The sequence below is a fragment of the Mesorhizobium sp. M7A.F.Ca.CA.004.12.1.1 genome, from assembly GCF_003997835.1.
Taxonomy (GTDB): domain Bacteria; phylum Pseudomonadota; class Alphaproteobacteria; order Rhizobiales; family Rhizobiaceae; genus Mesorhizobium.
In genome coordinates this window covers 1-11,092 of the sequence record NZ_RZRK01000109.1, presented here as the reverse complement: position 1 = coordinate 11,092, position 11,092 = coordinate 1, and the positions used below count along the sequence as shown (strand labels likewise).

12 protein-coding genes are annotated in these 11,092 nt (G+C 61.2%); 7 read left to right on the top strand and 5 right to left on the bottom strand.

All coding sequences use genetic code 11. The features are described 5' to 3' along the window. Both EN984_RS08405 and EN984_RS08400 read right to left on the bottom strand, forming a co-directional pair. Nucleotides 1-743 (bottom strand): plasmid partitioning protein RepB C-terminal domain-containing protein (locus EN984_RS08405; protein WP_127383698.1); only part of this gene is annotated, 743 nt, incomplete at its 3' end. After that, nucleotides 743-2,308, bottom strand: a complete 1,566-nt coding sequence (locus EN984_RS08400) for a recombinase family protein (protein ID WP_236383537.1) — start codon at nucleotides 2,306-2,308, stop codon at nucleotides 743-745. The genes EN984_RS08400 and EN984_RS08405, both read right to left, overlap by 1 nt. A 270-nt stretch (nucleotides 2,309-2,578) precedes the next feature. Here EN984_RS08400 and EN984_RS08395 point away from each other — a divergent pair, with 270 nt between their 5' ends. The 3 genes from EN984_RS08395 (at nucleotide 2,579) to EN984_RS08385 (ending at nucleotide 4,167) form a co-directional block, all read left to right on the top strand. After that, nucleotides 2,579-2,893, top strand: coding sequence for a YMGG-like glycine zipper-containing protein (locus tag EN984_RS08395; protein WP_127266853.1), 315 nt, complete (start codon nucleotides 2,579-2,581; stop codon nucleotides 2,891-2,893). 181 nt (nucleotides 2,894-3,074) lie between these two features. Then, nucleotides 3,075-3,689 carry a methyltransferase domain-containing protein gene (locus tag EN984_RS08390; protein WP_127266854.1) on the top strand — a complete coding sequence of 205 codons (615 nt, stop codon included), beginning with the start codon at nucleotides 3,075-3,077 and terminating at the stop codon, nucleotides 3,687-3,689. 106 nt (nucleotides 3,690-3,795) lie between these two features. After that, complete coding sequence (locus EN984_RS08385; RefSeq protein ID WP_127266855.1) at nucleotides 3,796-4,167, top strand: nuclear transport factor 2 family protein; 372 nt, start codon at nucleotides 3,796-3,798, stop codon at nucleotides 4,165-4,167. A 426-nt stretch (nucleotides 4,168-4,593) separates the two neighbouring features. Here the strand turns inward: EN984_RS08385 and EN984_RS08375 are convergent, their stop codons facing one another. From EN984_RS08375 to EN984_RS08360, 3 genes are all read right to left on the bottom strand, one after another. Further along, nucleotides 4,594-4,911, bottom strand: a complete 318-nt coding sequence (locus EN984_RS08375) for a hypothetical protein (RefSeq protein WP_164748840.1) — start codon at nucleotides 4,909-4,911, stop codon at nucleotides 4,594-4,596. A 239-nt stretch (nucleotides 4,912-5,150) separates the two neighbouring features. Then, a complete protein-coding gene (locus EN984_RS08370) occupies nucleotides 5,151-5,360 on the bottom strand; it encodes a hypothetical protein (RefSeq protein ID WP_127268586.1) in 210 nt (69 codons plus the stop codon). A 1,049-nt stretch (nucleotides 5,361-6,409) separates the two neighbouring features. Beyond that, nucleotides 6,410-7,087, bottom strand: a complete 678-nt coding sequence (locus tag EN984_RS08360; protein ID WP_127268588.1) for a GntR family transcriptional regulator — start codon at nucleotides 7,085-7,087, stop codon at nucleotides 6,410-6,412. A gap of 133 nt (nucleotides 7,088-7,220) precedes the next feature. Here EN984_RS08360 and EN984_RS08355 point away from each other — a divergent pair, with 133 nt between their 5' ends. From EN984_RS08355 to EN984_RS08340, 4 genes are all read left to right on the top strand, one after another. Beyond that, nucleotides 7,221-7,808 carry an amino acid synthesis family protein gene (locus tag EN984_RS08355; RefSeq protein ID WP_127268589.1) on the top strand — a complete coding sequence of 196 codons (588 nt, stop codon included), beginning with the start codon at nucleotides 7,221-7,223 and terminating at the stop codon, nucleotides 7,806-7,808. Further along, the gene (locus EN984_RS39360) at nucleotides 7,801-9,609 is read left to right on the top strand and encodes an alpha/beta fold hydrolase (RefSeq protein WP_127268590.1); all 1,809 of its coding nucleotides are present in this window, start codon (nucleotides 7,801-7,803) and stop codon (nucleotides 9,607-9,609) included. Before EN984_RS08355 ends, EN984_RS39360 begins: the two co-directional genes overlap by 8 nt. Further along, a complete protein-coding gene (locus tag EN984_RS08345) occupies nucleotides 9,606-10,643 on the top strand; it encodes an LLM class flavin-dependent oxidoreductase (protein ID WP_127268591.1) in 1,038 nt (345 codons plus the stop codon). Before EN984_RS39360 ends, EN984_RS08345 begins: the two co-directional genes overlap by 4 nt. 10 nt (nucleotides 10,644-10,653) lie before the next feature. Next, the coding region (locus EN984_RS08340; protein WP_127383697.1) for an aldehyde dehydrogenase family protein at nucleotides 10,654-11,092 on the top strand (439 nt) is incomplete at its 3' end.

Here is an 11,092-nt window from a genome sequence, read left to right as displayed (position 1 = left end):
GCATCCGCTTTGCGGACCAGAATGCGTTTCCTGTCCGTGTCCGCTTTGAACGCCTTGATCAACGCTGATGCTGAAGGATTCTTCCTGCGATCTGGCAGGAACGTTCCCAGGCCTTTCCCCCGCCTGCGGCGGTTCTCAATCAGGCGTCGCGCTATCACAAGCTTATGACCGCGCAGTTGGTTCTCTTGATAGGCAAGCTGAAGAACGGCCTGAATCCCTGGCTCGTCGGCGGTGGAAATATCGACTGCTACCGACAGCGGGATCTGGCCGGAGTCGACCGCCCGCAGAAGGCGCTGTTCGCCTTGCGACAGGAGGCGTGCAACCCCTCTGACATATTCGGTCGAAAGACCGATCTTTGCTGCAATGTCGACGTCGGAATAGCCGCTTTCTTTCAGCCGACCGATGTCGCGAAGCAGGTCATAAGCGGTATGATACCGGCGAGCACAATTTTCCACCAAGCCTTTGACCAGCGCCTCGGCCTTGGTTGCCTCTATCACAAACGCGGGAATCTCGGTCTGGCCAAGCAACCTGAAGGCCTCGATCCGCCCCTGGCCGCACACCAGGTCGTGCGTGAAAGCGCTTTCGTCGACATTCCTCGTGGTCACCGTGATGGGACGCTTCAGGCCGACGCTCTTGATGCTGTCGACAATGTCCTGGAAGGACTTTTTGCCTCGCGCACGCGGGTTGGTGATCTTGATCGCGTCCAGGCGCAGGAGCGAGATTGGTCTGTTGGCGGTGACCATCAGCGAGCGGCCGAGATGGCGTCGCGTTCGGCCAAGGCGAACAGCGGATCCAGCGATTTGTAGAAGAAAGTGTTGAATTCCAGCCTTTTGTTCAAGGCGCAGTTTAAGGGCTTCCCGCCAATCTCATTTGCTGGCGCTATCAGATAGTCGAGGATCGTCTGGTTATCCGGGCTCATGCGGATGGCCACTTTCACGTCCGCAGCGGTACCCCGTTCCGCAGAGGCCACCCAATGAGGATAGCCATATGGCGTGGCCCGACAGCGACCCATCGCAATGGCTACGGTGAATTCATCGTTGACGCGAAGCACGCCGAGAGCACTCTGACGCACCGCAGATCCGCCCGCCCGCTCGATGGTCGCTATTGTCGTTTGGACGACTTCTTCGAAGACCTCACGAAGCCGCCTTCTGATATCAAGAAACCGATAGTTCTGAGACGGATCGTATCCAACGAGCTTGTAGGCTCGCAGCAGACTGCCGAATTTTTTCCTGTAGCGGCTGCTCGGCGGACAGTCAGCCGCCGCGTCAATCATCGGGCCTGAAAGGGTACCGCGCCTCTTCAGAAGTTGGGCGAGCACAACCAACATCTGATCGTTGCTCATCTTAGATGAGCGGGCGTCGGCTATGGCTTGAGCCCGGTCGAAAAGCTTGCGGTCCACAATGGGTTCAAAGGCGCCGTCGGCGCGGACCAATCGGGTCGTATCGTTGGTCACCTTCCTTTGCTTGAGTTTGAAAGACTGCCGATTCCAGACGTTGTTGCCCACGTATTTTTCGTTGCTGAGTATTTGATGAATGGATTCGCGTTTCCACGATCGATTGAGATCGGTGACCACTCCCTTGGCATTCAACGACCGCGCAATCTGCAGCTCGGTCCGACCAGCCATCACGTATTCATCATAGATCCAGCGCACCGTCGCGATTTCATCAGGTGGTCCAGGCACGAGGATGACCCGATCCGTCTGGAGGCTCTTGTACTCTTTGAGAGCGAGCATGGTCTTTGTGCGCCCATGCTGGTCGATGAGCCGGCGCCTCAGGCCCAGGCCGGACGACCCTCCCTGCCGGTATCCCATTTGAATGAGCCTGCACTGGCCGGCAAACACCTTGACCGACAACACCCGACTGTGCTCGGCCGCCATCGTGCGCTTTATCGCCTTGAGCAGGTCTGATCCGATGCTGCCATCGTTGGTAAACTGTTCGCCACAATATTCAATTCGCACGCCGGCAACGCGACACCGATACTCGTACGACGCACTCTCATCGGGGTTCGGGAATCGCCCCCAGCGACTCACGTCGTAGACGATGACGATTTCGAAATCCGCGTTCTTCGTTTCGACATCCGCCAACAGCCTTTGCAGGCCGGCGCGACCTTCAAGGTTCAAGCCGCTGCGACCGGGGTCCTCGTATGTGGCCACAATGTCGTAGTTCATCGCATCCGCGAATTCACGGATTGCATCCTTCTGATTGTCGATCGAGTAGCTCTGGTGGTCAGTGGACATTCGCACGTATTGAGCTGCGCGCACGCGCTGTGCGTCTACAGCAGGTCGACGGACTGTGTGCGCCTGTTCCATCCTTCAACGCCTACAAGGCAGATTGAACGTCCGCTTGAACCGGCAACGCTAGCGGTATGAGGCTTCAATCCCGTTACACATTGATCGACACTTTGTATCGAATGAGACTTGTCGCCATAAAAACGAGAAGCTCGGAAAATAGCAGGCAGGGCTTCTATCAACACCCGAGAAACCATGTCTTTTATCGTGAGGGCTCGTGCCCCCGTTCCGCCGCATTGCGGCCGCACGGGACGAACCATAGGGATTTCAGGCCTTCAAGGGAGACTTCACATGAACTTTCACAAAGTCATAGCCGCCGTGCTGATGACCGCAGCACTGGCAGGGTGCGCGCAGACCGAAGGCCAGCAGCGGGCCGGAACTGGCGCTCTGATCGGCGGCGCCGGCGGCGCCCTTGTCGGTCAGGCCATCGGTGGCAACACCGAAAGCACGCTCATCGGCGCCGCCGGCGGCGCCCTGCTCGGCGCCGTCGTCGGCTCGGCCACTACGCCGCAACGGCGCGGCGAACAGATGTGCCGCTACCAGGACCGCCGCGGCCGCATCTACACGGCGCCGTGCGACGACAGGTACTACAACGGCGATTATTAAGCAGAGGGTAGTCTGCCCATCCCTTATCCTAAGTGGGCAATGGGAACAGAAGCTCTACTGTGGGGCGGTGGCCCTGCTCGTACATTTTTTCTGATCGCGCCGCCGGCGGCGGCGCTACGTTGTCATCTTTTGCCCATAACATAGTGCTACCAGCAAGGACGGCGGGTTTCTGGAGGTCGTTATGACTGAGAGCCTTGCCGGCACCCTGAAGAATCGTGGCAAACAGGCAGCCAAGCGGCTGCTTGGCTATGATTCGCGCAACTGGCTGCGTATCCGCCAGATCGAGGCGTTCACGCTCTTTCTCGAAGCCGGCAACCGCAAGGCCGCCGACGTGATCGAGATCTCGCCCGGCTGGAACCGCTATTGGCGGGCAATGTGCCCCAATTACCGCTCGGTCGATTTCCCCGCCTTCGACATCTGCAGGGATCGCACCGACGAGCAATATTCGATCGTCATCGCCGACCAGGTGCTGGAACATGTGCGGCGGCCGCACGCGGCAGTGCAAAACATCCACGCCATGACCCGGCCCGGCGGCTGGGCGATGGTGGCAACACCTTTCCTGTTTCGCGTCCACGCCAGGCCGCACGACTACAACCGATGGACCCCGGCCGGCCTCAAGCAGCTGATGGTCGAGGGCGGCTTCGCGGAAGCCAACGTCAAGGTCCACGGCTGGGGCAACAAGGCCTGCGCCAGGGCCCATATCGGCGGCCCCGTCCGCGCCTACGGCCTGTGGCGGGATCTGAGCAATGACGAGGAATACCCGCTGATGGTCTGGGCGTTTGCGAAGAAGGCGTGAGTGGCGGAAGTCCCGCTCCATCGTGGTGACGGCCAGGGAGTCTCGCTGGACACTTGACCGGATCCGCCGCCAGTGACCTACTTCGACTTCGAGGAGGCGTTCGCGAATGGACATTCGAACCACATTGACGGAGCTGTGCGAGGCCTTCAACGCGCACGACCTCGGTCGCATCATGGCGTTCTTTGCCGACGACTGCGTTCTGGAGATGCCAAGGGGAGCCGAGCCTTGGGGAACGCGCTTCGAGGGCAAGCGCAGCGTACGAGACGCGCTTGCGAGACGATTTGAGGGTTTGCCCGATGTGCATTATGGCAATGGGCAGCACTTTGCGGACGAGGCTGCCAACACCGGCATGTCGAAATGGACCCTCACCGGCACCACCCGCGAGGGCGTAAGAAAGGAAGTTCGAGGTTGCGATTTCTACACATTTCGTGACGGAAAGGTGATCCGCAAGGACTCATACTGGAAGATCGTGGAGTAGGGGTTGGCACTCTTGTCTGATCTTTTCGTTGTCCCGCATTCCAAAGCAGGTGGATTACGCGATGCGCGTTTGCATCGCTGCACTCGCCGACGAAATGCCAACCCCGAAAATCCCGAAACGCATTCAAAGTAGCTGCCAAGATGAACCCATGTCGTCATGCCTGTTTGGTCTCCCAGGCCAAGCGAACGCTATTCCATGTCCGGCACGTCGCCACCTACAAACAGAGTTGTCGGCTCGCCATACTCACCCACCGAAGGGTTACCCTCGCGCGACCACGCAATGACGCCAGCATGCTTGCCGCCAGTCTCCTCGCAGTGCGTATCGCTCTGCCCAGTCGGCTGCCATGCCGGTTTGCAGGTCGCCGGTCTCATGACCGTCGAAGGCCGTGACCACGATCAGCCTGGTGCTTTGTGTTGGGAGAGTAAACTATTTGACCTGGAGGGTGTCTTTCCGCTGGACCAACAGCCGGTTGAAGTTGAGCGGCGCAGGGGGAAGAATCTCCGTCATCTCGAATAGAGGCACAGGGCCTTCCGGCTCCGGTGCTTTCTGCTTGGCCTTCAGGTCCGTGATCTCCTCGTCGCGCCGCGCAATCCGGCTTTCCAGATTGGCAATGCGCTCCGCAAGAAAATAGCGCCCCACGGCAAATCCGCCGCCGCCGAACAACGCGGCAGACGTAGCAAAGGCCAGCGGGTTAGCCGCCACCAGCGAAGAGTTGCTTTGAATGAAAGCGATAAGGTCATGCATGGCTAAAAAGCTCTCCTCTCACGCCGAGGACAATTCAACCAGCCGACGGGTCGCGCGAGGGATCGTCATACCAAGTCGCACCCGATCAGTATTGGGCAACTTCGCCCTCCGGCCTGGCCCTGCCGTGCGGAGCGCCGCGAGTGTGTCAGCACAAGCTTCCTCAGATGTCTCGTTCCATTCATCCCACTATCGTCGCCGTAGGGCGGCGGGGCTGGATCAGTTTGCGACGTTCACGCCAGTCATCCCACGACAGGGCCCGTATCATCATAGCCAATGGAGACTATCCCCGGATGCCTGTGGGCTATGGCGAGTATCTGAGTCTCTAGTTCGCAGTTGTAGGTCATTAACGCCTTCACGGTCTCAAGCGGGCTATCGTAGCGAGCGATAAGCTTCACGGCTTCATAGTGCAGTTCGGCTTTGGCATCGGCCTCCGGGTACATCGTTCCCATCGCGGTTCCTCCTTGCGCTGCATACGGGTGATGCAGTGAGCAGCATCAAGTCGCTCCTTTGGCGAGGCAGAGTGTCATGATGTGTCCATTCGCAATGACTCCGAATATATGGCCATAGTGAACAAAAAGGGAACAAAATGTCAAGGACGACCTGAGTCGGAGAGGACTTCTATTTTGGACATGCCCCGGGTAAAAGGCCCCCCGCGCTTAGCAAATCCTGTGTCGAGCACATGAGGTCGGGCTGCTCGTCCGCGTCTGCGTCAACGGCAGCATCACCTGTGGGCCGAGCAAGCACGGTTGCCGCGCGCATGTGGCGGCAACGGCTGCTCGATTCGTAGATCAGGTTAAGAACGCGGCGAGGCCGCAGCCGGCTGCTGGTCGAGAAGAACACCTCGACGGGCATGCCGCGGCGCCAGGGTCAGTCCTTTGAGTCTGGTAAGTTCCGCGCGCGGCAAATCGACGTGCACCTTCCGATCCGGAGTGCGCAATGCCCGACCGTCTGAAGGGCCACTCAAATTTTCTGACCCAGTCGAGGTGGAGGCTATCATAGTTGATTGTTGCTGCCGGTGACCTGGCGTAATCAAAGGCTCACGTAGCTTTCCAACAGAGGACGGTATGTTGTATCCAGGTCGATTTTTAGAACCGAGCGACATTGTGATGCTTGCCCGTGTTTGTGAGACGGTCTGCAAAGAGCGCGGCGTACCTGTTGCTTCGCGGGCGGGAGAGCGCACGGCTGCGCACGTACTCAGGCTGTTCATGAACGGCTTGAGTGGGGAGAATGAGCTGCTCGATGCTGAGAGGAACTGGGCTCGACGGAGTGATCTGGCTTTCGAGAAGGCTGCTGTCAGCTACGATGACACAAGAGAGGCCGCGTGATTAGCTTCCTGAGAATCGAAGTAGCGAAGAAAACCGCTCGCTCCACGCGACGAGCCCCAGAGGCACCCTCTGGATAGAGCAGGGTGTTGCTGCGGCATTCTTAAGGTGAGGTAAAGCTTCCGCACGCAGCCCGATTCGTGGGCGATCGGCTCTGTTGGAATTTGGTGGTGAGACTAAGGACAATCGACGCGTAGTGTGTTCCGGGCGATCTTCCAGGCGGACTCGACATGCCGCCGCGCTGCTGCTTCCGCCGCTTCCGGCTTGTGTGCGCGGATCGCATCCATTATCTCGTTCATCTCGGCGATCGCCGCTTCGCGGCGGTTGGTCGAGACGATTGTCATCGAACGAAGCTGGTTGATGCGGACATTCAGCCCGGAGACGATTTCCCAGGCGACACGCTTGTCGGCGGCCTCGAACAGTGCCTCGTAGAATTTGGTCGTCGCCCGCATCACCGCAGGCGGCGTCGCCGACGCCCACGCATCGAACAAATCCGCCAGCGCCCCTTCGAGCGTTGCCAACTGCTCGCCGGTGGCCGACAGGGCACAGGCTCGGGCCGCGATGCCTTCAAGCAGAGCCCGAAGCTCGTAGATCTCGTCGGTACGGCCGAGGTCCGGCCTGGCGACGGCCGGCCCATGCCCAGGGATCATCTGCACGAGCCCCTCTGCCTCCAGCTGCCGCAGTACCTCACGCACGACGGAACGGCTGACGCCGAGCTGGTCGCAAAGCGGCCGTTCGACAAGCCTTTCGCCAGGCTGGAAATGGAAATCCATGATCGCTTCGCGCATGCGCTCCAGCGCCAGCGTCCTCAAGGTCTTGGAGCTGCGGTCGATGCGAAGCGTGTCGTCTGGCATGCATGCCTCCTGCGCCGCTACGAAAACAGATTCGATGCCCGGTTGACAAGGTACTTGGCGCTCCATAGCATGGTATACCATAAGATGATAGCGGGATTGGATGTCCCGAGGCACCACCTACCCAAGGAATTCCATGCAGCCCGCCATTCGTAAGATCGTTACCTATACCGAGAACACGCTGATCGAAGGCGGCAAGGCCGCCCCCCGGCCGCTGCGCCTTATCGGCGTCGCAGCGGTGCTGACCAATCCCTGGGCCGGTCGCGGCTTCACCGACGATCTGTCGCCCCAAATCCGAGCCTGTGCGCCGGTGCTGGGAGAGATCCTGACCCATGAGATCGTTGCCGCCGCCGGTTCCGGCGAGGCTATCGAGGGCTATGGCAAGGCCGCCATCTGCGGTACGTCGGGCGAGATCGAGCATGCGTCGGCGTTGATCCATACGCTGCACTTCGGCAACCACTATCGGCGTGCCGTAAGCGCCAAGACCTACCTTGCCTTCACCAATCTGCGCGGCGGGCCCAACACCCCGATCATCATTCCGCTGATGGACAAAAATGACGAAGGGCGGCGCTCGCATTACCTCACCGTGCATTTCCAGATCGGCGATGCACCGGCGCCCGACGAGCTGGTTGTGGCGCTCGGCGCCTCGATCGGCGGCCGCCCGCATCATCGAATCGGCGACCGCTACCAGGACCTCAAAGAGCTTGGGGACGTGCATGGCTGACGCTTCCGCATCGGCATGGGCTCGACGGGGTGCGGCGCCCGACGGCACCGGCTTCATCCGTGTCGGCGCGGGCGCACCGGTGCTTTTTATTCATGGCGTTGGTATGAACGCCGCGATCTGGCAGCCGCAGATCGAGCGGATGTCCGATAGCTTCGACGTCATCGCCATCGACATGCTCGGCCACGGTCAGTCGCCGCTGCCGCCGCAGAACCCAGAACTCGCCGACTATGCTGATCAGGCCATTCGCCTGCTCGACCATCTCGGCCTCGACAAAGTATCCGTCATCGGCCACTCGATGGGCGCGCTCGTTGCCCAGGAACTCGCGCTACGCGCAGCCGAGCGCGTCCGCCGCATCGTCTCGCTGAATGCCGTGTTCCGGCGGCCACCTGAACTGGCCGAAGCTGTTCGCCAGCGCGCGGTGGCGCTTACCGGCAAGAGTGGGGTGACCGGCACGGCACAGACCATTGCCCGTTGGTTCGGAGATCCGGTGCCGGTCGAGCTCGAGGCGGCTGCACGGAAGACGGCCGCCGTACTGGGTGCCGTCGACCCGGAAGGTTATGCTCGCACCTATCGCCTGTTCGCTCGTGCCGACAGCGACCACGCTGACCGCCTGCCGAGGCTAGCCGTACCGGCCCTGTTCATGACCGGTTCCGAGGACAGGAATTCTTCGCCGGCAATGTCGGCCGCGATGGCGCGGCTGGCGCCGCATGGCCGCTGCACAGTGCTCTCAGGCGAGCGGCATATGATGGCGGTGGCGGATCCCGGCCTGACGACGCGCCATATCGTCGACTTCCTCAAAGAAGGCGAAGCGATCGAGCAAGACAGCGCTGCCGCGGCGAACACCGGGTTCGACGGCAGCGAGTTCCGCCGTGCGCTGGGTTCCTTCCTCACCGGCGTCACCATCGTCACCACCATCGGGCCCGAAGGCGAGCCGCGCGGCTTCACCGCCAACTCCTTCACCTCGGTGTCGCTCGATCCACCTTTGGTGCTGGTCTGCATCGCTCATAAGGCGGTTGGCCATCCTGTCTTTGCGACATCGAAAAGCTTCGCCATCAACGTCCTCAACGAGGATCAGAAGGCAGCGTCCGGCATATTCGCCTCGAAAGCGGCCGACAAGTTCGCCGCCGTTGCCTGGAGACCGGGACGAACGGGCAGCCCCGTGCTGGACGGCTCCGTCGCATCCTTCGACTGCGACATGGAGCGGCTGGTCAATGCCGGTGATCATTCAATCCTCATTGGCCGCGTCCGCGATTTCGAGCACAATTCCGCGCAGCCGCTCGGCTATTGCCGCGGCGCGTATGTCGCGCCCGGCCTCAGCCAGGACGCGCTGGCAGCCACCCAGCCCGGCACCGATGTCGGCGCCATCCTCGAGAATGGCGGCCGAATCCTGTTCCTGGAGACGGCGGATGGTTTTGAACTGCCGCGCGGTCGAGGTCTGGGTGCGGCTGGCGATGGGAAAAGCCTGCGAGGGGTGCTTGCCGCGAGGGCCATCGAGGCCAAGCTGGGCTTCCTTTTCGCCGTCTGGGACGATGCCAGAGATGTTTCGCGCACACATGTCTACTATCGCGGCACGTTCGACGTGCCCGCTTCCAGCGATCGCGGCATCAGGCTGGTCGAGATCCACGCGATCGAGGAGTTGAAGATCGCCGATCCGGCGATCCGCTCGATGCTCGCACGCTATGTCAAGGAATGCTCAGTGGATGCATTCGGCGTCTATGTCGGCAACGATGTCGAAGGCGAGGTCCGGCCGCTCGCCAGGACCGCCGGTTCCACAGCACCCACCACAGGTGACCAGCGATGAAATTCTCGCTCTTCGTGCACATGGAACGGTCGGACTTGGCCAAGCCGCATTCCGAGCTTGTGACCGAGCTCGAGGAGCTGGTCCTGATGGCCGAACAGGCAGGGTTCGAGACCGCCTGGATCGGCGAGCATCACGGCATGGAATTCACCATCTCGCCCAATCCCTTCATCAACATCGCCTATCTCGCGGCCAAAACCAGCCACATCCGCCTTGGCACTGGAACCGTGATCGCGCCCTTCTGGCATCCGATCAAGCTTGCCGGCGAAGCCGCGATGGCCGACGTCATCAGTGGCGGCCGGCTCGACATCGGCATTGCGCGCGGCGCCTACAGCTATGAATATCAGCGTATCTTCCCGGGGCTCGACGCCTGGGGCGCCGGCCAGCGCATGCGCGAGATCATACCGGCGATCCGCGGCCTCTGGGACGGCGACTTCGAACTCTCCGGCGAGTTCTGGCAATTCCCGCCGACCACCTCCTCGCCCAAGCCGCTGCAGAAACCCTACCCGCCGATCTGGGTGGCGGCCCGCGACCCGAATTCGCACGATTTCGCTGTCGCCAATGGCTGCAAGGTCCAGGTGACGCCGCTGGCTTCCGGCGACGAGGAGGTGACGAGCCTGATGCAGCGCTTCAACGCCGCATGCGCCGCGCATCCCGAGATCGAACGGCCGGAAATCATGCTTTTGATGCACACCTTCGTCGCCGAAGACGCGGCCGACGCCGATCGCCTCACGCAGGACCTGTCGACTTTCTATTGCCAGTTCGGCGCCTGGTTCCAGAACAAGAAGCCGGTGCATCAAGGCGTTTTAGAGCTGCTGACGCCGGACGAGATCGCGGCCATGCCACAATACGCGCCCGACAAGATCAGGCAGAACCTGGTGATTGGCGAGGCCGATGAGGTCATCGCCCGGCTGAAGGACTATGAGGCGCTCGGCTACGACCAGTATTCGATCTGGATCGACAGCGGCCTTTCGCACAAGCGCAAGATGAAATCGCTGCAACTGTTCATCGACCGGGTGATGCCGGCCTTCCTCTGATCGCGAGCCCATGACCGACGCCCTCTTCAGGAACTTCATCGACGGCCGCTTCGACGAACCGTCCGCCACTTTCGACAGCGTCGACCCGTCGACCGGGGCGGCCTGGGCGAAGATGCCGGCGGCGAGCGAAGCCGATGTCGACCGTGCCGTCGAGGCGGCGCACCGCGCACTGCGCTCAGACCTATGGCGAAGGATGACGGCGACGGCGCGTGGCAAGCTGCTGGTCAAGCTCGGCGACCTCGTCGCCGCCAATGCCGGGCGCCTTGCCGAGCTCGAGACACGAGACACCGGCAAGATCATCCGCGAGACCCGCGCCCAGATCGCCTATGTCGGCGACTACTACCGCTATTATGGCGGACTGGCCGACAAGCACGAAGGCGCGCATGTGCCGATCGACAAGCCCGATCTCGACGTCACCATCCGTCGCGAGCCGATTGGCGTCGTTGCCG

Coding starts and splice junctions, on each gene's coding strand:
- EN984_RS08360 (WP_127268588.1), bottom strand. CDS start 7,087: ATGCCAGACGACACGCTTCGCATCGACCGCAGCTCCAAGACCTTGAGG.
- EN984_RS08355 (WP_127268589.1), top strand. CDS start 7,221: ATGCAGCCCGCCATTCGTAAGATCGTTACCTATACCGAGAACACGCTG.
- EN984_RS08370 (WP_127268586.1), bottom strand. CDS start 5,360: ATGGGAACGATGTACCCGGAGGCCGATGCCAAAGCCGAACTGCACTAT.
- EN984_RS08385 (WP_127266855.1), top strand. CDS start 3,796: ATGGACATTCGAACCACATTGACGGAGCTGTGCGAGGCCTTCAACGCG.
- EN984_RS08375 (WP_164748840.1), bottom strand. CDS start 4,911: ATGCATGACCTTATCGCTTTCATTCAAAGCAACTCTTCGCTGGTGGCG.
- EN984_RS08400 (WP_236383537.1), bottom strand. CDS start 2,308: ATGGAACAGGCGCACACAGTCCGTCGACCTGCTGTAGACGCACAGCGC.
- EN984_RS08390 (WP_127266854.1), top strand. CDS start 3,075: ATGACTGAGAGCCTTGCCGGCACCCTGAAGAATCGTGGCAAACAGGCA.
- EN984_RS08395 (WP_127266853.1), top strand. CDS start 2,579: ATGAACTTTCACAAAGTCATAGCCGCCGTGCTGATGACCGCAGCACTG.
- EN984_RS08345 (WP_127268591.1), top strand. CDS start 9,606: ATGAAATTCTCGCTCTTCGTGCACATGGAACGGTCGGACTTGGCCAAG.
- EN984_RS39360 (WP_127268590.1), top strand. CDS start 7,801: ATGGCTGACGCTTCCGCATCGGCATGGGCTCGACGGGGTGCGGCGCCC.